We start from the raw sequence: 19,317 nt of genomic DNA, 5'->3' as shown, positions 1-19,317 counted from the left end.
CGGGTATCGCTTCCCCTACCGATTGTTCGGTCGCCGGAGGCATTTTGGCTACAGGTGTGTTCCGCCTGTGGACAAACGGTTCTGCACAGCCTGAGATGGAGCCAGTACGTCCATGGTAGGGAGGCTCGGGGGCGTGACGGATTCCCAAATTTCTCGGGGGACCTCCCCCGAAGGCCAGGCGGCTGCGGCAGCCGCGGCGGCCGACCCCGCCGCGGCGGTCCGGCCGCTGGACGCGATCGACCGCGCGATCCTGCGCTACCTGCAGGAGGACGGCCGGGCGTCGATACGGTCGGTCGCCGAACGGGTCCACGTGTCGCGCGCGAACGCGTACGCCCGTATCAACCGGCTCATCGAGGACGGCGTCATCCGCGGCTTCACCGCCCGTGTCGACCACGAGCGGGCAGGTCAGGGGGCGTCCGCGTACATCACATTGAAGATCGTCCAGAATTCCTGGCGCACCGTGCGCGAGAAACTGCTGGAGCTGCCGGGGGTGGCGCACATCGCCCTGGTCAGCGGGGACTTCGACGTGCTGATGCTCGTGCACACCCCGGACAACCGCAGCCTGCGCGAGCTGGTGCTCACCCGGATCCAGGCGGTGCCGGAGGTACTCAGCAGCCGCACCCTGCTGGTGTTCGAGGAGACCGACCGCGTACTGACCGACTAGCCGGCGCCGCCCGCGTACTTCGCCAGGAAGTCCGTGACCGTGGCCCAGTTGGCGTCAGAGGTGAACATGCCCACCCCGTGCATGGGGCCGCTGACGATCTCCAGGCGGTTCTCCGGAGCCTTCTTCGTCGCCTTGTGCAGGGCCTTGCCGGCCTCGGCGAACTCGGTGTCGCCGGCCGCGGCCATGTAGAGCACCGGCGCCGTCAGACGGGGTACGGCCGCGGCGGCGTCCGTCACCCCGTAGTACTCGGGAGCCGACAGCGAGACCACGGCGTCGACCGGCGGGCTCACCTCCACGGCCCCCGCCAGGACGCCCGTGCCGCCCTTGGACGCCCCCATGAGCAGCACGTGCCCGGCGCCCTTGGCGCGCAGCAGCTTCACCCCGGCGACGACCTCGGGCACCTCGCTCCCGTTGGAGTCGACGACCAGGACGCGATAGCCGTCCTTGGCCAGGATGTCCGCCTGCGGCATCCACTGGCACAGGTCGCCGTCCGACTGGTGCATCAGCAGCACGGCCGCGTCGCCCTTGCCGCCGAGCCAGGCGTCCACCGGGTTGCCCTCGGTGTCGTCGTAGGAGGTGCTCCCGGACTTCGCCTGGGCTTCGGTGAGGCACCCGAAGTCCTCCGGCGGCGTGGCCTCGGCGGCGGCCTTCCCGTCGCCCCCGCCCCCGCACCCCGCGAGCAGCAGGACGGCGGCCAACGGGGCGCACACCCGGACACGCACCATGAATGACATGGCCCCGAGCGTGAGGGTTGGACTAGACCAACGTCAAGATATCCGCAGCCCGTCGAACGCCAGCCGCACCACGGCGTCCACCACCGCCGCGTCCTCCTGCTCCGCCGCCTCCGCCGGAGCCCCCGCGTCCGCCACGCCCCCGGCACCGGGCACATGCGGCCGGTACCACTCGACCAGGGAGTTGATCATTCCGAAGAGCAGCCTGGTGGCGAGCCTGGGCGCCACGTCCGCCCGCAGGTCGCCTTCCGACACCGCGGACTTCAGCAGATCGGCGACCCGGTGGTCGAACTCCCGGCGGCGCTCCATGGCCCAGCGCTCGGTCTTGGTGTTGCCGCGCACCCGCAGCAGCAGCGTGACGTAGGGCAGTTCCGCCATCAGCACCTCGGTGGTGCGCCGCGTGACGTACTCCAGGCGCTCGACAGCGCGCCCGCGCCGCGCCTCCGGCTCCTCCAGGATGCCGAACAGACCGTCCAGGGCCCGCCCGACGGCCCGCTGCAACAGCTCCTCCTTGCCCCGCACATGGTGGTAGATGGAGGACTTGGAGATGCCGGCGGCCTGCGACAGATGCTCCATGGAGGTGCCGTCGTAGCCGCGCTCGTTGAAGATCTGCACGGCGACGGCGAGCAGCGAGTCCGGGGTGTACGTGTCCCGCTTGGGGGCAGGGGTGTCGCGCTGTGCCATGGTCATGATTAGAGCAGTCCCCTCTCTGCGGCCGCGCGGCGGACCAGCAGGCGGGACGGCGCGTAACGGCCGGTGGGACAGGCCTCGTCCAGACCGCGCAGCACCTCGACGACCCACGCCGGGCCCAGTTCGTCCCCCCATGCCAGCGGCCCGCGCGGGTAGTTCACACCCATCCGCATGGCGGCGTCGATGTCCTGCGGCGACGCGACCCCGCGGGCGACCGCGTCCGCGGCGAAGTCCACGAGCATCGCCACGGTACGGCTGACGATCATGCCCGGTGCGTCGTCGATGACGCTCACCTTCTTGCCCAGCGCCTGGAAGAGCCCGATCGCTGCCTGCACCGTCTCCGGCCGGGCCGTGTCTGCCGGGGCGAGGGCGATCCGGGTGGCGGCGCGGTAGTCCAGCGCCAGGTCGAACTGCACCCAGTCGCCGGGGCGGTCCCCGTCGTTGGGGTCCGGCGTGGCCGGGATGCCGTTGGCGAGGTAGAGCTGCCCGCCCCCGGGCAGCTCCACGTAGGCGTCGAAGGGGTCGAAGAAGTCCCCGGCCACCACCTCGATGCCCGCCTCGGCGATCAGTTCGGGCAGCACACCTGCCGGCCCGGACGCGCTCATGCGCACGGTCACCTTGGACGGCGGCTTCTCGGGCCCCGCCGTGTGAGGCACGGGCAGCGGCGCACCCGGGGTGTGGTCGTACCAGCCGTGCCCCGCCTTGCGCCCCAGCCGCCCGGACTCCACCAGGCGGCGCTGCGCGAGGGACGGGGTGAACTTCGGGTCCTGGAAGAAGGAATCCCACACCGACCGCGTGACGGCCTCGTTCACGTCCTGGCCGATCAGGTCGGTCAGTTCGAAGGGCCCCATGCGGAAGCCGCCGCTCTCCCGCAGCACCGCGTCGATGGTGGCCGGGTCCGCGACCCGCTCCTCGTACAGGCGGAACGCCTCGGCGTAGAAGGGGCGCGCCACGCGGTTGACGATGAAACCGGGGGTGTCGGTGCAGCGCACGGGCGTCTTGCCCCAGGCGGCGGCGGTGTCGTACGCGACCTGGGCGGCCGCCTCGTCGGTGGCGGCGCCGGAGACCACCTCCACCAGGGGAAGCAGCGGAGCGGGGTTGAAGAAGTGCAGGCCCACCAGGCGGCCCGGCAGGCGCAGGGCGCCCCCCACGGCGGTGACCGACAGGGAGGAGGTGTTGGTGGCCAGCAGGCAGTCCTCGGCGACCACGCTCTCCAGCGCGGTGAAGAGCTGCTGCTTGGCGCCGAGCTCCTCAAGGATCGCCTCGACGACCAGCGACACGCCCGCCAGATCCTCGATCGCCGACGCGGCGGCCAGTCGCCCGCGCGCCGCGTCGCGCTCCCCGGCGGTCATACGGCCCTTCTCCACCAGCCGGTCCAGCCGCTCCGCGATTGCCCGCTCGGCCTGCTCGGCGCGCCCCGGCCCGGCGTCGTAGAGCCGCACCGGGTGGCCCGCGACCAGCGCGACCTGGGCGATTCCCTGACCCATGGTGCCCGTGCCGACAACCGCGATCGTGCTGGATCGGTCAAGAGCGCTCATCGTCGCCTCTGCTCCTCGCCACTTGTCCACAGCTTCGGCAGGCCCCCTTGTCCCGACCGAACATTCGGTTAATCTAGCCGTGTTGCCAGCACCCTGCCCACCCGTAGCACCAGCTCGACGAGGAGTTGGCCCCCATGGCTGCCGTTCTCACCGCTGTCCCGCTGATCGAAAAGCATCGCGAGACGCTCGACAAGGCCCTCGAGGCAATCCGTACTCGCGAGTACTGGTCTCCGTACCCCGAGCACCCCAAGGCATACGCCGACGCCGAGACCGGCAAGGCCGCGTTCGACGCCCTCCACGGCACCCGCTTCGACCTGGGGCAGCCCGGCACCGACGGCTGGACCGGCTGCGAGGTCTCCCCGTACGGCATCGAGCTCGGCGTGGAGTACCCGCATCCCGACGTGGACGCGCTGCTCCCCGCGATGCGGGCCGCCATGCCGGCCTGGCGCGAGGCGGGCCCCGAGACGCGCGCCCTGGTCTGCCTGGAGATCCTGGCGCGGATCAACGCGCGCACCACAGAGATGGCCCACGCGGTCATGCACACCTCCGGCCAGGCCTTCATGATGGCCTTCCAGGCCGGTGGCCCCCACGCCCAGGACCGCGGCCTGGAAGCCGTCACGTACGCCTACGCGGAGCAGGTGCGCACCCCGGGCGCGGCCGAGTGGACCAAGCCGCAGGGCAAGCGGGACCCGCTGGTCCTGCGCAAGGCCTTCACCGCGGTGCCGCGCGGCGTCGCGCTGGTGATCGGCTGCAACACCTTCCCGACGTGGAACGGCTACCCGGGCCTGTTCGCCTCCCTGGCCACCGGCAACCCCGTCCTGGTCAAGCCGCACCCGCGGGCCGTGCTGCCGCTCGCGCTGACCGTGCGCATCGCGCGCGAGGTGCTCGCCGAGACCGGGTTCGACCCCAACCTGGTGTGCCTGGCGGCCGAGCGCCCCGGCGAGGGCCTGGCCAAGACACTGGCCCTGCGGCCGGAGATCCGCATCATCGACTACACCGGCTCCACCGCCTTCGGCGACTGGCTGGAGGCCAACGCCCGCCAGGCGCAGGTCTACACGGAGAAGGCCGGCGTCAACACCGTCCTGATCGACTCCACGGACGACTACAAGGGCCTGCTGTCCAACCTGGCCTTCTCGCTGTCGCTCTACAGCGGTCAGATGTGCACCACCCCGCAGAACTTCCTCATCCCCCGTGACGGCGTCGCGACCGACGCAGGGCACAAGAGCTTCGACGAGGTGACGGCCGACCTCGCGGCGGCCGTGAGCGGTCTGCTCGGCGACGACGCCCGCGCCAACGCCCTGCTCGGCGCCCTGGTCAACCCCGATGTGAAGGCCCGGCTGGAGGCCGCCGCCTCCCTCGGCGAGGTCGCGCTCGCCTCGCGCGAGGTCGCCAACCCCGAGTTCCCCGGCGCCGTGGTCCGCACCCCGCTGATGGTCAAACTGGACGGCGCCAAGCCGGACGACGAGGCCGCCTACATGTCGGAGTGCTTCGGCCCGGTGTCCTTCGCCGTGGCCGTGGACTCCACGGACGACGCGCTGGATCTCCTGCGCCGCACGGTGCGTGAGAAGGGCGCGATGACGGTCGGCGCGTACACGACCTCCCCCGAGGTGGAGCGGAAGGCCGAGGAGGTCTGCCTCGAGGAGGCCGCCCAGCTCTCCCTCAACCTGACCGGCGGGGTGTACGTCAACCAGACGGCCGCGTTCTCCGACTTCCACGGCTCGGGCGGCAACCCGGCTGCAAATGCCGCGCTGTGCGACGGAGCCTTCGTCGCGAACCGCTTCCGGGTCATCGAGGTCCGCCGCCCCGCCTGATCCGCGAGCCCCTCACCACCGCCCCGTCCGGAGGAGCCCTGTCCCTCCGGACGGGGCTCCTTTGTACGTGTTCACGCGCGTTCGCCCGCGCCTTCATCCGCGCTCGGTGCGCAAGGTCCTGACGCGGTCGTCGGCGGGGCGCTGCCCATAGGGTGAGGCCATGAGCAGCACGGACGACACCCGGCGGATCACCCGGGAATGGCGGGAGGCCGCACCCGGCGCCGTCCTGCTGGACGGCTTCCACGCGCTGAAACACGCGCTGCGCTTCGGGGCCGGGATCCACACCGTGCTCACGTCCGACAAGGCCGCGATCCTGGCCCTGGCGGCCGATCTGGCCGAGGACGTCGCCGCGGCCGTCGACACCCTGGCCGTCGAGGTCCCGGACGCCGCCCTGCGCGAACTGGTGCCCCGGATCCACCCGACGGGCATCGCGGCCCTCGCCTCGCGCCCCGGCCGGGAGGCGAATCTGCGCGTCCTGTCCGAGCGGCCCCGCCGAGCGCCCGTCGTCGTCCTCGACGACCCGCGCAACCTCGGCAACGTCGGCGCCGTCATCCGCCTCGCGGCCGGCTTCGGCGCCACCGGTGTCGTCACGGTCGGCGGCCCCGACGACCTGGACCCCTGGCACCCGAACGTCGTCCGGGCCGGGGCCGGACTGCACTACGCGACCGCGGTGGAGCGCCTGACGCTCGACGCGCTGCCCCCGGGTCCGCTCTACGCGCTGGACCCCGAGGGCGACGACATCCGCCGTGTGACCCTCCCCGACGACGCGCTGCTGGCCTTCGGCTCGGAGCGGCACGGGATCTCGCCCGGCCTGCGGGCCCGGGCCACCCGGCTGCTGGCCGTACCCATGCGCCCCCAGGTCTCCAGCTTCAACCTCGCGACCACGGTCGGCATGGCCCTGTTCCACTGGCTGCCGGACACGGCCTTCGCCGCGGCCGAGGCCGGCGTCACACCGACAGGTCCGTAGGCGCGGGCTCCGCGCCCGGCTCCGCCCGCCCGCGGCCGGGGCGCGGCACCACGGGTCGCTCGTCGGCGTCACCGCGGCCGGCCGGTCCGCGGCGCGCCAGCCGGCCCAGGCGGTCGCCCGCCCAGCGCAGGAAACCCGTGGGGAGGAAGACCGCGTCGGCCGCGATCATCGCCATCGAGAAGAACGGCAGGCCGAGGACGAGGGCGATCGAGGCGTGCTCGACGATCATCAGCGCGAGCAGCACGTTCTTCACACGGCGGTTGAAGAGCGTGAAGGGGAAGGCGACCTGGACGATCACCGTTCCGTAGGTGATCACCATGACCATCAGGCCGCTGCTCGCCAAGGCGTGCGACAGCTCCGGCCACGGGCTGAAGTCCTCCAGGTGGAGCGGGTAGTACAGCGCGGTGCCGTCCTGCCAGCGCGACCCCTGGATCTTGTACCAGCCGGCGGTCGCGTAGATCAGGCACACCTCGGCGACGATCACCAGCATCGCCGCGTTGTGCGTGATGTTGGCGAACACGTCCAGAAGAGTGCGGGGCTCGCCGGGCGCATAGCGGCGCACCACCCACCACGCCGCCTGCAGCAGCAGGACGCCCCACAGGAACGGCGTCCAGCCGAGCCACGGCAGCATTCCGTCGGTCCAGGTCAGGCCGGTACGGCCGAGCAGCTGGGCGACCAAGAGGAACAGTCCCAGGGCGACCCACAGGGCGATCCCGGTGGCCTCGCCGTCCTGCCCGTCGCGGCTCCGCGCACGACGGCGGGCGTCCAGTGACCACACCTGGCCGCAGCGGGTGAAGACCAGGTAGATCGCCATCAGGTGGACGACGTTGTCGCCGCCGTCCCCCATGAACACGCTGCGGTTCTGCAGCGACAGCACACCGACCATGAACAGCAGCGAGGCGGTCCGGGTGCGCCAGCCCAGCAGCAGCATGGCGCTCGCCCCAATGGCAGCGGCGTAGACGAACTCGAACCAGAGCCCGCCGTCGCTCCACATCAGGACGGTGAAAGCGTGGTTGTCCGCGATGAGCCGGCTCGCCAGGCCAAATCCCCACACGCCGTCCGGCCCGTAGAGCTCGTGGCGGTGCGGGAACTCGCGGAGCAGGAAGAGCAGCCAGGTCAGCGAGATGCCGATCCGGACGACGGCGCTCTGGTAGGGGCCGATGGCGGTGCCGGTGACGCGGACGAGGGCACGCGTCAGGCTGCGGTCGGCGGCGGTGGCCAGACCCGTGAAGGGCGAGGGAACCACGGACGGAACCTTGGATGCGGCCGCAGCCGCAGCCGGAGCCACCACCGGGGCGGGCCCGGCGGCGGGAGCGGAGTCGTTCGAAGCGTTCAGGGGCTCGGTCACGACGCGTTCTCCTGCCCCACGGCGGCTGACTGGCTCTGCGGAGTGACGTTCCACCACGGGAGTACCTGGAAGCTGGTGCGTGTATCGGTGTTCTCGGGGCTCCAGACCGGTGCCGCCACCGCCGTCGTGCCGGTGCGCACCTGGACCCGCTCCACGTCACCGCCGTTGAGCCGGGGGCCGAACCGCCGTTCCACGATCCGCTGCAGATACTCCCGGCTGAGGTCGCCGCGCAGGCCGATCGGCTTGTTCTGATCGCCGTGCGTGCTGCTGTAGAAGGTCCAGGCCCGGCGCAGCTCGTTCTGCTCGGTGTGACTCGGGGCGATGTTGTGCCGGATGGCGGCGATGTCCATGGCCGTGAGGTCGACCCAGCCGGTGGTCTCCTGACGGGCGTCGGGCCCCCGGACCTCGGCGCGTGCCCAGACGTGGATGTTCTGCTGGAGGGGGTTGGGCGCGAAGAGCTTCCAGTTCTGCTCGAACTCGGGGTAGACGTAGTCGCCGACCAGGTCTCCGTGCTGCTTGGAGAGCGTGTTCGCCGGGGCGACGTGCAGGAACACCATGAGGAGGTGCACCGCGACCCCGACCACCGCCACGGCCAGCGCCAGCGCGACCGCGATCCGGGAGGATCGCGACAACGCGAATATCCCGGTCGCTCCCTCGGCCCCTTCGGGTGGCTCCATGGTGACTCTCGCTCCTGTTCCCCGTGTTTCCCACATGTCCGGCGCATCCGGCGCATCGGGTGTGTCCGGCGTCCCGCTCGGTTCACTCAGCACGGAACGGTACTCATGCCACACGGCGGCGGTACAGCCATCCCGGTCTTAGCCGGCCGACGTGACGGCTTCCGCACGGCCTCGCGGAGCGCCACGGCAGCCGGCGGCGGCGCCTCGCGCGCAGTTTTCCACAGGTCCCGCCCGGTCTTGACACCCTCCCGGGCACCCCCGACCATTGAACCGAACGATCGGTCGGTCGGGAGGGAAGGGGCACGCATGACGACAGCGGCCGCGGCCGGGGAGAGCACGGAGACCGTGGAAACGGAATCCGGACTCCTCGCCGCATTCGACGCGGCGGTCGCCGCCGACGCGAGGATCGAGCCTCGCGACTGGATGCCGGACGCCTACCGGGCCACGCTCGTCCGGCAGATGGCGCAGCACGCCCACTCCGAGATCATCGGCATGCAGCCGGAGGCCAACTGGATCACCCGTGCGCCCTCCCTGCGGCGCAAGGCCATCCTCATGGCCAAGGTCCAGGACGAGGCCGGCCACGGCCTCTACCTCTACAGCGCGACCGAAACCCTCGGCGTCAGCCGCGACGAGCTGCTCGACAAGCTCCACGCCGGCCGCCAGCGCTACTCCTCGATCTTCAACTACCCCACGCTGACCTGGGCCGACGTCGGCGCCATCGGCTGGCTCGTCGACGGCGCCGCGATCACCAACCAGGTGCCGCTGTGCCGCTGCTCCTACGGCCCGTACGCGCGCGCCATGATCCGCATCTGCAAGGAGGAGTCCTTCCACCAGCGCCAGGGATACGAGCTGCTGCTCGCCCTCAGCAAGGGGACCGCCGAGCAGCACGCCATGGCCCAGGACGCCATCAACCGCTGGTGGTGGCCCTCGCTGATGATGTTCGGCCCGCCGGACGGTGAGTCCGCCCACTCCGCCCAGTCCACGACCTGGAAGATCAAGCGGCACTCCAACGACGAGCTGCGCCAGCGCTTCGTGGACATCTGTGTCCCCCAGGCCGAGATCCTCGGCCTCACCCTCCCCGACCCCGACCTGCGGTGGAACGAGGAACGCGGCTCCCACGACTACGGAGCCATCGACTGGACCGAGTTCCAGGAAGTCCTGCGCGGCAACGGGCCGTGCAACGAACAGCGCCTTACGCAGCGGCGCACCGCCCACGAAGAGGGCGCCTGGGTCCGCGAGGCGGCCGCCGCCCACGCGGCCGGACAGCAAGCGGCCGCGGCCCGTCACACGGCCGGGCACGAAGGGGGAGAGCGATGACGACCAGCGCCCAGGAATGGCCGCTGTGGGAGGTCTTCGTCCGCAGTCGGCGCGGACTGAGCCACACCCACGCCGGCAGCCTGCACGCCCCGGACGCCACCATGGCGCTGCGGCAGGCCCGCGATCTGTACACCCGGCGCAGCGAGGGGGTGTCCATCTGGGTGGTCCCGTCCACCGAGATCACCGCCTCCTCGCCCGACGAGAAGGATCCCTTCTTCGCCCCGTCCGCGGACAAGCCCTACCGGCACCCGACCTTCTACGAGATCCCCGAGGGGGTGCAGCACCTGTGAAGGCCGCACTCGTACTGGGGGACGACGCGCTGGTGCTCTCCCAGCGCCTGGGGGAGTGGGCCGGGCACGCCCCGGTCCTGGAGGAAGAGGTCGCCCTCGCCAACATCGCCCTGGACCTGCTGGGCCAGGCCCGCGTCCTGCTCTCCCTCGCCGGCGACGAGGACGAACTCGCCTACCTCCGCGAGGAGCGGGAGTTCCGCAACCTCCAGCTCGTCGAGCAGCCCAATGGCGACTTCGCCCACACCATCGCCCGCCAGCTCTACTTCTCCGTCTACCAGGAGCTGATGTACGGCGAACTGGCCCGCGCCAAGGGCGGTCCCGAGGTGGCCGACCTGGCCGCGCTCGCCGGCAAGGCCGTCAAGGAGGTCGCCTACCACCGCGACCACGCCGTCCAGTGGACCCTGCGTCTCGGCGACGGCACCGACGAGAGCCACACGCGGATGCAGCGCGCCCTGGACAGCCTGTGGCGCTACACCGGCGAGATGTTCCAGCCCGTCGAGGGCCTGCCGGTGGCCCTGCCGGAACTGCGCGAGCCCTGGCTCGCCGCCCTCTCCGACGTCCTCAGGCGTGCCACGCTGACCCTCCCCGAGGGCCCCAGCGTGACGCCCTGGTCCGCCGGGGCCGGCCGGCAGGGCATCCACACCGAACCGTTCGGTCGGATGCTCGCGGAGATGCAGCATCTCCACCGCGCACACCCGGGGGCGACATGGTGACCACCGGCCTCACCGCGCTGGAGGCGGAGCTGCGCGCGGCCGTCGGCGCCGTCCCCGACCCCGAGCTGCCCGTCCTCACCCTCCAGGACCTCGGCATCCTCCGGGATGTGCACCTCACCGGCCCCGGCAGCGTCGAGGTCGAGCTCACCCCCACCTACACCGCCTGCCCCGCCCTGGACACCATGGCCGCGGACGTGACGCAGGTGCTGCGCGAGCGCGGCATGACCGAGGTGTCGGTGCGCACGGTGCTCTCGCCGCCCTGGTCCACCGACGCGATCACCGTCGAGGGCCGCCGCAAGCTGGCCGAGTACGGCATCGCTCCCCCGCGGACGGCCGCGCCCGGCAGCGGGCCGATACCGCTGGAGCTCGCGGTGCGCTGCCCGCACTGCGGCTCCCTCGACACCGTCCTGCTCAACCGCTTCTCCTCCACCTCGTGCAAGGCCCTGCGCCGCTGCGAGAGCTGCCGCGAGCCGTTCGACCACTTCAAGGAGCTGTAGATGGCACCCGTCCCCGGGGCGCATGGCGCCTTCCACCCGCTGCGGGTGGCGGAGGTCGACCGGCTCACGGACGACGCGGTGGCCGTCACCCTTGAAGTACCCGAGGAACTGGGCGAGATCTACCGCTACGTCCCCGGCCAGCACATCGCCCTGCGTCGCAGGGCCGACGGCCGCGAGATCCGGCGGACGTACTCGCTGTGCGACCCCGCACCGCACGGGGCCCGGCCGCGCACCCTGCGGGTGGGCGTGCGGCTCGTGGAGGAGGGCGAGTTCTCGACCTTCGCCCACAAGGAACTGGCGGTCGGCGACGTCCTGGAGGCGATGAGCCCGGCCGGGCGCTTCGTACTCCACCCGCGCCCAGGGCACTTCGCGGCGGTGGTCGGCGGCAGCGGGATCACCCCCGTGCTGTCGATCGTCTCCACCCTGCTGGCCCGTCAGCGGGAGGCCCGGTTCTGCCTGATACGCAGCGACCGGACCGCGGCGTCCACGATGTTCCTCGAAGAGGTCGCCGATCTGAAGGACCGTTACCCGGACCGCTTCCAGCTGGTCACCGTGCTCTCCCGCGAGGAGCAGCAGGCCGGGCTGCCGTCCGGCCGGCTCGACGAGGCACGGCTGACCGCTCTGCTGCCGGCGCTGCTGCCGGTCGAGCGGATCGACGGCTGGTTCCTGTGCGGCCCCCACGGGCTGGTGCAGGGCGCCGAGCGCGCGTTGCGCGGCCTCGGAGTGGTCCGCGGCCGGATCCACGAGGAGATCTTCCACGTGGACGCCGCACCGGTGGCCCCCGCTGCCGCCGGTGTCCACGAGGGCGCCACCGTGCGGGCGACCCTCGACGGGCGGGCCGGCAGCTGGTCCTCGCAGGGCGGTGAGTCGGTGCTGGAGACGGTGCTGCGCAACCGGGCCGACGCCCCGTACGCCTGCAAGGGCGGGGTGTGCGGGACCTGCCGGTCCCGGCTGGTCTCCGGAGAGGTGCGGATGGATCGCAACTTCGCCCTGGAGCCCGAGGAGATCGAGGCGGGATACGTGCTGGCCTGCCAGTCGCACCCGGTCACCGCCTCCGTGGAGGTCGACTTCGACGCCTGACCGACGCGGGCCGGACGGGGACCGAGGGCCCGGGGCTCCCAGGGCTTCCGGGGCCGGGGGCTCCCGGCCGCCGGCTCAGAGCACGTAGGCCTGGTCGCCGCCGTCCGCCACCAGCGGACGGCCCGCGGCCGCCCAGCCGAGCATGCCGCCGTCGACGTTCACCGCGTCGACCCCCTGCGCGATCAGATACTGCGCGACCTGCGCCGAACGGCCGCCGACCCGGCACACCACGTGCACGCGACGGTCCTCCGGCAGCTCCGCGAGGCGGGCCACGACCTCGCCCATGGGGATGTGCACCGCGCGCTCGGCGTGCCCGGCGTCCCACTCGTCGTGCTCCCGGACGTCCAGCAGGTAACCGTCGGCCGGCACCTGGGCGGGGTCCACCACGGGCAGCTGGGCGTTGAACATGGAAAAGGCTCCTTCGGATAGGGCTTCGGGTCCGACCGTACCCCGGACGCTATGCGGGGCCCTTGTCGGACCCGACGAGCTTCGCCAGCTCCGCCTCGCGGTTGGCGACCTGGTTGAGCAGGCTCTCGGCGATCTCGTTCAGCAGGCTGTCCGGGTCCTCCGGCGAGAGCTTCATCATCTGCGCGATCGCGCTTTCCTCCAGCTCCGCCGCCAGCGCGGCGAGCTGCTCCTTGCGCTGCGCAAGCCACTCCAGCCGGGCGTAGAGGACCTCGCCCTCGGTGGGCTGCTCCTCCTCCGGCACCGGACCGGCCTCCCACTCGGCCGCCAGTTCGCGCAGGCGCTCCTCGTCGGCGTAGGCGTACGCCTCGTTGACCCGGGCGATGAACTCACTGCGGCGCTCCTGCTCCGCCGCGTCCTGCGCCAGGTCCGGGTGGGCCTTGCGGACGAGTTCGCGGTACAGGCGCTGCGCCTCCTTGCCGGGCCGGACGCGGCGCGGCGGGTGGGGGTCATCGGGGGGACGGATGCCGTCGGAGTCGAGCAGCCCCCCGAACAGTTCCTCGACCCCCGGCATGGGCATCACGAGGGCCCGGGCCTCCGAGGCACGGCGGATGTCCTCCCGGTCGCCGCTCTTGGCCGCGACCGCCTCGGCGATCAGCGCGTCGAGCTCGTCGAGCCGGGCGTACATGGGCCCGAGCTTCTGGTGGTGCAGCCGGGAGAAGTTCTCGACCTCCACCCGGAAGGTCTCCACCGCGATCTCGAACTCGATCAGTGCGTGCTCGGCGGCCCGCACGGCCTGTGCCAGCCGGTCCTGCGGATCGGAGGAGGCGGTGGTCGCTTCAGTGCCGGAGGTTTTCTTCACCGGTCCAGCCTACGAGGCCGAACGGGTGCCGGTCACAAGGTCCGTGAGCCTGATCACGCCCCGCGTGCCCCGGCAGCGCGCTCCTCTGCGCTCCGGCGCGCGCCCCGCGCACACGGGCACACCCAGCCGCCCCGCCGATATCCCGCCGAGTACGCGCCCCTGAATCGCCCCTGGACCGCCCCACGTGCGCTCCCCACCACCGGCCCCGCCTCGACTCCCGCCTCGACTCCCGCCTCACGCCCCGCCTCAGACGCCCGTCTCCGCCTCGATCCGCCCCGCCCGCACCGCCGCAAGAAGCTCCGCGTGGTCCGCCTCCGTCCGGTCCGCGTAGGCGACCGCGAACGACGCCACCGCCTCGTCCAGCTGCTCCCCCTTGCCGCAGTAGGCCGCGATCAGCCGCGGGTCGGCGTTGTGCGCGTGTGCCCGGGCCAGCAGGGCCCCGGTCATCCGGGCGTAGTCGTCGATCAGCCCGGCCCGCAGCGACGCGGGGTCGACGCTGCCCTTGCGGTTACGGAACTGCCGCACCTGGTACGGCCGCCCCTCCACGTCCGCCCACCCCAGCAGGCTGTCGCTGACGACCTGCATCCGCTTCTGCCCCAGCACCACACGCCGCCCCTCGTGCTCGACCGCGGGCGCCTCGAAGCCGGCCCGCGCCAGGTGCGGCAACAGCGCCGACGGCCGTGCCTCCTTCACCTGGAGCACCAGCGGCTCCCCGTGGTGGTCCAGGAGCAGCACCACGTATGAGCGGGTGCCGACGCTCCCCGTCCCGACCACGCGGAACGCCACGTCGTGCACCGCGTACCGGGACAGCAGCGGCCGGCGGTCCTCGCCGACCGTGGCCAGGTAGCCCTCCAGGGACAGGGCGCCCGCGACGGCCGCCGCCTCCGCGTCGGGCACCCGGCGCAGCACCGGGGGCGCGTCGACGAAGCGCCGTCCGCCGCCCTCGTCCGCCTCGGTGGCCCGGGCGGCGAACTTGGCGCTGGTGTTGCGCCGCGCCTTCTCGCCGACCCGGCGCAGCGTGCCGGCCAGATCGCGGGCGTCGGCGTGGGTCACCAGCTCCTCGTCGGCGATCGCGTGCCAGCCCTCCATCACCGGCAGTTTCGCCAGCAGCCGCATCGTGCGCCGGTACGCGCCCACCGCGTCGAAGGCGGCGCTGCGGCAGACGTCCTCGTCCGCGCCGGCCTCGCGCCCGGCGAGGACCAGCGAGGTGGCGAGCCGCTTGACGTCCCACTCCCAGGGGCCGTGCACGGTCTCGTCGAAGTCGTTGATGTCGATGACCAGGCGGCCGCTGTGGTCGCCGTACAGGCCGAAGTTGGCGGCGTGGGCGTCGCCGCAGATCTGGGTGCCGATGCCGGTGACCGGGGTGCCGGCCAGGTCGCCGGCCATCAGTCCGGCCGAGCCGCGCAGGAACGCGAAGGGGCCGGCGGCCATCCGCCCCACCCGCAAGGGCACGAGCCCGGGGATGCGTCCCTCGCCGGAGGCGAGCACCGAGTCCACCGCTCCCTGCCGGCCGTCCTCGGACGCGAGCTCGGCGTGCGCCTCCCGCGGCACCCTCTGGCGCAGAGCCCGGCCCTCCTGCTTGGGCGCGCCGTCGTGCGGCCACCGCGCGAATCCCGGGATGTGCGGAATTCTGTGCTCCACCTGCTCCACCTGCTCCACGCGCCTCTCCACACCTGCGGGACCCCCACCTGCGGGACCACATCTGCCGGACCACACCTGCGGCCCCCGCCGGTCCACCCTTCGGGCCATGCCCGGTTGGTCACTCCTGGGGGCAATCTAGCCATTTACCGGACCGCGTCCGTTGTTTCATGCTTGCCTGAACACAGACGATCCGACCCTGATGATCCTTCAACCTCCCGCTTCAGCCTTCCGCGCCGAACCGCAGCCGAACCGCAGGTACCCGACGTTGGATGAGATGACCAGGCTCCCTGCCCCCGCCACCACCACCGCGCTCGCGGCCACCGGTGTCTCCGCGCTGCTGCGCCTCGCCGTCGTGTGCATCGACCCGGACGGCGACATCTCGTACTGGAACCGCGGCGCCGAAGAGCTGTTCGGGCACCGCTGGGAAGGCGTCTTCGGCCGCCCGTCGACCGGTGTGCTGCCGCATGCCGCCGGTACGTCCGGACCACCCGGCGCCTCCGGAGCCCCCGGACGCCCCGGCCGGTCCACGGCCGGCGGGCAGGACGTCCTGGAGCTGCTGGACGACCTCACGGAGCCCGCGTGGGCGGGCAGCCTGCCCACCACCGACCGCGACGGCGCCGTCAAGGACGTGATGTGGTGGTCGTACCGGATCATGGAGCCGGCCGGCCGCAGCCTGCTGCTGATCGCCGCCAACGCCCGGCCGCTGCGCGACACCGGTCCGCGTCTGGCGCTCGGCGACCGCCTCCTGCCGTACACCGCCGACAACTCGGCGCTGCGCGGAAGCGTCCGGGTCGCCGCCCGCCTCGCCCCGGTCCCCGACCCCGGGCACGCCGCGCACCTGGCGGGACGGCTCGGCTCGGTGCTGCCGCGGGTCAGCGCGGGCCGGCTGGAGCGGATCATGCAGCAGATCGTGCCGCTGGGATACCCGGCGGTGGAGGTGGACGGCACGCTGCCGCTGCCCGTCCTGCCCGAGGAGTACGAGGCCGGCGCGGTGCGGGCGGCGCCCGCCAACCCCGGCACCGGCCGCACGGCCCGGACGACCCGCCCGGCGTACCGCGAGCTGCTCCCCGGCCCGCGCACCGACGGGTCACCGACGGCGCTCGCCCCCGCGCTCGCCCCCGGACATGTGCTGGACGAGCAGCTGGCGCTGCTCCGCGAGACCGGTGCCAAGGTCGGTTCCACCCTCGACCTGGAGACGACGGCGCGAGAGCTGTGCGGGGTGACGGTGCCGCGGTTCGCCGACTTCGCGGCGGTGCTCGTCGTCGACCAGCTGTTCTCCGACACGGAGCTGCCCAAGGACGACCGGGCCGGGGACACGATCATCGCCCGCCGGGTGGCGGTCGCCCAGACCGCCACGACCCCCGGCTCGTGGGCAGCCGCCCTGCCGGAGGGCGAGTTGATCCCGTTGCCCACCGACAGCACCCCGCGCATCGGGGAGCCCCTGGTCGTGCCGGTGATCGACCCCGCGATCGCCCGCGACATCGCCCTGGACCTGGGAGTACCGGGGCTCGGGCCGCTGCTGCCGGAGCGCTCGATGATCGTGGTGCCGCTGACGGCACGCGGCACGGTGCTGGGCCGGATGTGCTTCCTGCGGCATCCGGGCCGGCGCCCGTTCGACGCCAAGGACGCGGCGACGGCCTCCGAGGTGGCCGCGCGCGGTGCCGTCCACCTGGACAACGCCCGGCTGCACCGGATGGAGTCGCGGGCCGCGGCCACGCTGCAGCGCAGCATGATGCCGACCCGGCCGCCGCGGCTGCCCGGGGTGCGGATCGCCCACCGCTACATGCCCGGTGACCGCCAGGCCCAGGTGGGCGGCGACTGGTTCGACGCCATCCAGCTGCCCGGCGGCCGGGTCGCGCTGATCGTCGGCGACGTGATGGGGCACGGCCTGCTGTCGGCCGCGGTGATGGGCCAGTTCCGGACCTCGGTGATCACCATGGCCGCGCTCGACCTGCCGCCCGCCCAGCTGCTGCGCCACCTGGACAACCTCGCCCACCGGCTGGGCGCCGAACACCTGGCGACCTGCGTGTACGCGGTCTACGACCCGATCCACCGCACCCTGACCCTCGCCAACGCCGGTCACATCCCGCCGGTGCTGTCGCGGCACGACGGCCGCAGCGAACTGCTGCAGATCCCCAAGGGCGCCCCGATCGGGGTGGGCGGCGTGCCGTTCGAGACGGTGGAGATCCCGGTCCCGGACGGCAGCTGGCTGGTGCTGTGCACCGACGGCCTGGTGGAGGTGCGCGGTCAGGGCATAGACGCCGGACTCGCGGCGCTCTGCGCCAACGTCATCGAGCCGCAGCAGACCCCCGAGGACGTCTGCGAGCAGATTCTCAGCCGCGTCCACTCCGACGACCGGCGCGACGACGTGGCCCTGCTGGTCGCCAACTTCCAGGGCATTCCGTCCCAGGACGTCGCCGAGTGGCGGCTGTCGATGGACCCCTCCGACGTCCGCAGGGCGCGGGCGCTCACCCGCGCACAGCTGGCGGACTGGGGGCTGGAAGCGCTCGGCGAGCTGACGGAACTCCTGGTGAGCGAGCTGGTGACCAATGCGCTGCGGGCCGCGTCGCACGAGGTGTCGTTGCGGTTGATGCGGGTCGGCAAGCTGCTGGTCGAGGTGAGCGACGACGACCACAACCTGCCGCAGCTGCGGCGCGCGGACGCCGACGACGAGGAGGGCCGTGGGCTGGCCCTGGTGAGCAACCTCTCACGGCGCTGGGGTACCAGCCGCAAGGCCGTCGGCAAGGTCGTCTGGTTCGAGTTGCCGCTGCCCTCCTGAACGGGCCACTGCTCTCCTGAAGGGACCGCCGGCCGCCTGAACGGCCGCCGACCTGCCCGGATCCAGGCCTACGACGATCAGCAGGCGCCGGATCCGACCTCGCCGCAGGGGTTCTCGCCGGGCAGGTGGCGCTCGGCCCAGCGACCGAGTTCACCCAGCGCCGGGCCGAGGGCCTCGCCCGCCTCGGTCAGCCGGTAGCTGACCCGCAGCGGGGGCCCTGAATCCACCTCGCGGACCAGCAGCCCGGCCTCGGCCAGTTCCGTGAGCCGGTCGGAGAGCATGCGCTCGCTGATGCCGGGGATGGCCCGGCGCAACTCGGCGAAGTAGGCCGGCCGCTGTGTGAGGACCGCCACGATCAGGCCGGTCCAGCGCTTGCCGAGAAGCCCGAACACGCGCGTCAGACCGCCGTCGACGCGTGCGCACTGCTCCGGCGGATGGTCGGCCTGCTCGATCCCCTGTGCCATGCCACCAGGATACCGTCCTTGTCACTAGCGGCTGCAGAAAAGTAAGCTCCTGTGATAGCAATAGCTACGCACGAAGACACAGCTGCGAATTTTTCGTTCAAAGCGAAGTTAAAGGAAGCGAGCACCCCCATGCCCACGCTGCTGCACATCGACTCGTCCATCTGGCCCGCCGAGGGCTCGACCTCCCGCAACGTCGCCGCCACCTTCCGCAAGGAGTGGGAGAGCCAGCACCCCGACGGCGAGGTCATCTACCGGGACCTCTCCGCCGAACCCGTGCCGCACATCGACGCCGCCGCCTACACCGCGGGCGCCGAGCACCCGGTCCGAGGCGAGCTCGCCGACGAACTGGAGCGCGCAGACGCCGTGCTGATCAGCGCGCCGATGTACAACTACACAATCCCGTCGACCCTGAAGGCCTGGCTGGACCAGGTGATCATCCTGGGCCGCACCGCGGGTGAGCAGCCCTCCGCCGCCGACACCCCGGTGGTGGTCGTCGCCAGCCGCGGCGGCGGTTACGGCCCGGGCACCCCGCGCGCCGACTTCGAGTTCGTCACCAACTACCTGGAGAAGGTGCTCACCGGGGGCCTCGGCATCAAGGAACTGCACTTCATCGTTCCGGAGCTGACGCTGGCCCGCGTGGTGCCCGCGATGGCCGGCCTGGTCGACCTCTCCGACGCCTCCAAGGCCACCGCCCACGAGCAGGCCACCGCCAGGGCCAAGGAACTCGCCTCCCGCATCGCCGCCTGAGGCGTCGCCGCCCGGCAGCGGCACCCCGATCCGGCCGCGGCACCCCCGAGCCGCGGTACCCCCGACACGGCGAAGGGCCGCGTGGCAGATGCCACT

The 19,317-nt window shown here is 72.4% G+C and carries 19 protein-coding genes; 10 read left to right on the top strand and 9 right to left on the bottom strand.

The genetic code is table 11. The features are described 5' to 3' along the window. The first annotated feature begins 112 nt into the window (after positions 1 to 112). The gene (locus ACFWVC_RS34320; RefSeq protein ID WP_384296702.1) at positions 113 to 664 is read left to right on the top strand and encodes an Lrp/AsnC family transcriptional regulator; all 552 of its coding nucleotides are present in this window, start codon (positions 113 to 115) and stop codon (positions 662 to 664) included. Here the strand turns inward: ACFWVC_RS34320 and ACFWVC_RS34315 are convergent. Genes ACFWVC_RS34315 through ACFWVC_RS34305 form a run of 3 tightly spaced genes read right to left on the bottom strand, consistent with a single transcriptional unit; the run spans position 661 to position 3,623 of the window. After that, positions 661 to 1,398, bottom strand: coding sequence for an alpha/beta hydrolase family protein (locus tag ACFWVC_RS34315; RefSeq protein ID WP_384296701.1), 738 nt, complete (start codon positions 1,396 to 1,398; stop codon positions 661 to 663). The genes ACFWVC_RS34320 and ACFWVC_RS34315 overlap by 4 nt on opposite strands. A gap of 33 nt (positions 1,399 to 1,431) precedes the next feature. Beyond that, the gene (locus tag ACFWVC_RS34310) at positions 1,432 to 2,085 is read right to left on the bottom strand and encodes a TetR/AcrR family transcriptional regulator (protein ID WP_384296700.1); all 654 of its coding nucleotides are present in this window, start codon (positions 2,083 to 2,085) and stop codon (positions 1,432 to 1,434) included. Between the two features lie 2 nt (positions 2,086 to 2,087). Continuing rightward, positions 2,088 to 3,623 (bottom strand): 3-hydroxyacyl-CoA dehydrogenase, encoded by a 1,536-nt coding sequence (locus tag ACFWVC_RS34305; protein WP_384296699.1) that lies wholly within the window; start codon positions 3,621 to 3,623, stop codon positions 2,088 to 2,090. Positions 3,624 to 3,757: 134 nt separating this feature from the next. Between ACFWVC_RS34305 and paaN the strand changes: the two genes are divergently transcribed. Both paaN and ACFWVC_RS34295 read left to right on the top strand, forming a co-directional pair. Continuing rightward, positions 3,758 to 5,434 carry a phenylacetic acid degradation protein PaaN gene (gene paaN, locus ACFWVC_RS34300; RefSeq protein ID WP_384296698.1) on the top strand — a complete coding sequence of 559 codons (1,677 nt, stop codon included), beginning with the start codon at positions 3,758 to 3,760 and terminating at the stop codon, positions 5,432 to 5,434. 160 nt (positions 5,435 to 5,594) lie between these two features. Beyond that, the gene (locus tag ACFWVC_RS34295; protein WP_384296697.1) at positions 5,595 to 6,401 is read left to right on the top strand and encodes a TrmH family RNA methyltransferase; all 807 of its coding nucleotides are present in this window, start codon (positions 5,595 to 5,597) and stop codon (positions 6,399 to 6,401) included. Here the strand turns inward: ACFWVC_RS34295 and ACFWVC_RS34290 are convergent. After that, positions 6,382 to 7,749, bottom strand: a complete 1,368-nt coding sequence (locus tag ACFWVC_RS34290; protein WP_384296696.1) for an HTTM domain-containing protein — start codon at positions 7,747 to 7,749, stop codon at positions 6,382 to 6,384. The two genes, ACFWVC_RS34295 and ACFWVC_RS34290, sit on opposite strands and share 20 nt — an antisense overlap. Then, the gene (locus ACFWVC_RS34285) at positions 7,746 to 8,426 is read right to left on the bottom strand and encodes a DUF5819 family protein (RefSeq protein ID WP_384296695.1); all 681 of its coding nucleotides are present in this window, start codon (positions 8,424 to 8,426) and stop codon (positions 7,746 to 7,748) included. Before ACFWVC_RS34285 ends, ACFWVC_RS34290 begins: the two co-directional genes overlap by 4 nt. 306 nt (positions 8,427 to 8,732) lie before the next feature. On the opposite strand from ACFWVC_RS34285, the gene paaA reads away from it, so the two are divergent. Genes paaA through ACFWVC_RS34260 form a run of 5 tightly spaced genes read left to right on the top strand, consistent with a single transcriptional unit; the run spans position 8,733 to position 12,323 of the window. After that, entirely contained in the window at positions 8,733 to 9,743 is a 1,011-nt protein-coding gene (gene paaA, locus ACFWVC_RS34280; RefSeq protein ID WP_384296694.1) for a 1,2-phenylacetyl-CoA epoxidase subunit PaaA, read from the top strand. After that, a complete protein-coding gene (gene paaB / locus ACFWVC_RS34275; RefSeq protein ID WP_384296693.1) occupies positions 9,740 to 10,033 on the top strand; it encodes a 1,2-phenylacetyl-CoA epoxidase subunit PaaB in 294 nt (97 codons plus the stop codon). The genes paaA and paaB overlap by 4 nt, the downstream gene beginning before the upstream one ends. After that, complete coding sequence (gene paaC / locus ACFWVC_RS34270) at positions 10,030 to 10,746, top strand: 1,2-phenylacetyl-CoA epoxidase subunit PaaC (protein ID WP_384296692.1); 717 nt, start codon at positions 10,030 to 10,032, stop codon at positions 10,744 to 10,746. Before paaB ends, paaC begins: the two co-directional genes overlap by 4 nt. Continuing rightward, positions 10,740 to 11,243, top strand: a complete 504-nt coding sequence (gene paaD / locus ACFWVC_RS34265; protein WP_384296691.1) for a 1,2-phenylacetyl-CoA epoxidase subunit PaaD — start codon at positions 10,740 to 10,742, stop codon at positions 11,241 to 11,243. The genes paaC and paaD overlap by 7 nt, the downstream gene beginning before the upstream one ends. Next, entirely contained in the window at positions 11,244 to 12,323 is a 1,080-nt protein-coding gene (locus ACFWVC_RS34260) for a 2Fe-2S iron-sulfur cluster-binding protein (protein ID WP_384296690.1), read from the top strand. A gap of 75 nt (positions 12,324 to 12,398) precedes the next feature. Here the strand turns inward: ACFWVC_RS34260 and ACFWVC_RS34255 are convergent, their stop codons facing one another. The 3 genes from ACFWVC_RS34255 to ACFWVC_RS34245 form a co-directional block, all read right to left on the bottom strand. Further along, a complete protein-coding gene (locus ACFWVC_RS34255; protein WP_384296689.1) occupies positions 12,399 to 12,731 on the bottom strand; it encodes a rhodanese-like domain-containing protein in 333 nt (110 codons plus the stop codon). A gap of 49 nt (positions 12,732 to 12,780) precedes the next feature. After that, positions 12,781 to 13,590, bottom strand: coding sequence for a hypothetical protein (locus ACFWVC_RS34250; RefSeq protein WP_384296688.1), 810 nt, complete (start codon positions 13,588 to 13,590; stop codon positions 12,781 to 12,783). 246 nt (positions 13,591 to 13,836) lie between these two features. Beyond that, positions 13,837 to 15,339, bottom strand: a complete 1,503-nt coding sequence (locus ACFWVC_RS34245) for a DUF2252 domain-containing protein (RefSeq protein WP_384296687.1) — start codon at positions 15,337 to 15,339, stop codon at positions 13,837 to 13,839. A gap of 166 nt (positions 15,340 to 15,505) precedes the next feature. Here ACFWVC_RS34245 and ACFWVC_RS34240 point away from each other — a divergent pair, with 166 nt between their 5' ends. Then, positions 15,506 to 18,010: a SpoIIE family protein phosphatase gene (locus ACFWVC_RS34240; protein WP_384296686.1), complete on the top strand. Its 2,505-nt coding sequence runs from the start codon at positions 15,506 to 15,508 to the stop codon at positions 18,008 to 18,010. A 77-nt stretch (positions 18,011 to 18,087) separates the two neighbouring features. On the opposite strand, the gene ACFWVC_RS34235 is transcribed toward ACFWVC_RS34240, so the two are convergent. Beyond that, positions 18,088 to 18,474, bottom strand: coding sequence for a winged helix-turn-helix transcriptional regulator (locus ACFWVC_RS34235; protein WP_384296685.1), 387 nt, complete (start codon positions 18,472 to 18,474; stop codon positions 18,088 to 18,090). Positions 18,475 to 18,603: 129 nt separating this feature from the next. On the opposite strand from ACFWVC_RS34235, the gene ACFWVC_RS34230 reads away from it, so the two are divergent. Beyond that, positions 18,604 to 19,221, top strand: coding sequence for an FMN-dependent NADH-azoreductase (locus tag ACFWVC_RS34230; protein ID WP_384296684.1), 618 nt, complete (start codon positions 18,604 to 18,606; stop codon positions 19,219 to 19,221). The last annotated feature ends 96 nt before the right edge of the window (positions 19,222 to 19,317 follow it).

This window comes from Streptomyces sp. NPDC058691 (assembly GCF_042714775.1).
Lineage (GTDB): Bacteria > Actinomycetota > Actinomycetes > Streptomycetales > Streptomycetaceae > Actinacidiphila.
Note: the sequence above shows the minus strand (reverse complement) of the source record. Positions and strands in the feature narration are given on the sequence as shown.

Excerpts from the sequence above, each read along its gene's own strand:
- ACFWVC_RS34320 (WP_384296702.1), top strand. The coding sequence starts at position 113 with ATGGTAGGGAGGCTCGGGGGCGTGACGGATTCCCAAATTTCTCGGGGG.
- ACFWVC_RS34315 (WP_384296701.1), bottom strand. The coding sequence starts at position 1,398 with ATGTCATTCATGGTGCGTGTCCGGGTGTGCGCCCCGTTGGCCGCCGTC.
- ACFWVC_RS34310 (WP_384296700.1), bottom strand. The coding sequence starts at position 2,085 with ATGACCATGGCACAGCGCGACACCCCTGCCCCCAAGCGGGACACGTAC.
- ACFWVC_RS34305 (WP_384296699.1), bottom strand. The coding sequence starts at position 3,623 with ATGAGCGCTCTTGACCGATCCAGCACGATCGCGGTTGTCGGCACGGGC.
- paaN (WP_384296698.1), top strand. The coding sequence starts at position 3,758 with ATGGCTGCCGTTCTCACCGCTGTCCCGCTGATCGAAAAGCATCGCGAG.
- ACFWVC_RS34295 (WP_384296697.1), top strand. The coding sequence starts at position 5,595 with ATGAGCAGCACGGACGACACCCGGCGGATCACCCGGGAATGGCGGGAG.
- ACFWVC_RS34285 (WP_384296695.1), bottom strand. The coding sequence starts at position 8,426 with ATGGAGCCACCCGAAGGGGCCGAGGGAGCGACCGGGATATTCGCGTTG.
- paaA (WP_384296694.1), top strand. The coding sequence starts at position 8,733 with ATGACGACAGCGGCCGCGGCCGGGGAGAGCACGGAGACCGTGGAAACG.
- paaB (WP_384296693.1), top strand. The coding sequence starts at position 9,740 with ATGACGACCAGCGCCCAGGAATGGCCGCTGTGGGAGGTCTTCGTCCGC.
- paaD (WP_384296691.1), top strand. The coding sequence starts at position 10,740 with ATGGTGACCACCGGCCTCACCGCGCTGGAGGCGGAGCTGCGCGCGGCC.
- ACFWVC_RS34260 (WP_384296690.1), top strand. The coding sequence starts at position 11,244 with ATGGCACCCGTCCCCGGGGCGCATGGCGCCTTCCACCCGCTGCGGGTG.
- ACFWVC_RS34255 (WP_384296689.1), bottom strand. The coding sequence starts at position 12,731 with ATGTTCAACGCCCAGCTGCCCGTGGTGGACCCCGCCCAGGTGCCGGCC.
- ACFWVC_RS34245 (WP_384296687.1), bottom strand. The coding sequence starts at position 15,339 with ATGGCCCGAAGGGTGGACCGGCGGGGGCCGCAGGTGTGGTCCGGCAGA.
- ACFWVC_RS34240 (WP_384296686.1), top strand. The coding sequence starts at position 15,506 with ATGACCAGGCTCCCTGCCCCCGCCACCACCACCGCGCTCGCGGCCACC.
- ACFWVC_RS34235 (WP_384296685.1), bottom strand. The coding sequence starts at position 18,474 with ATGGCACAGGGGATCGAGCAGGCCGACCATCCGCCGGAGCAGTGCGCA.
- ACFWVC_RS34230 (WP_384296684.1), top strand. The coding sequence starts at position 18,604 with ATGCCCACGCTGCTGCACATCGACTCGTCCATCTGGCCCGCCGAGGGC.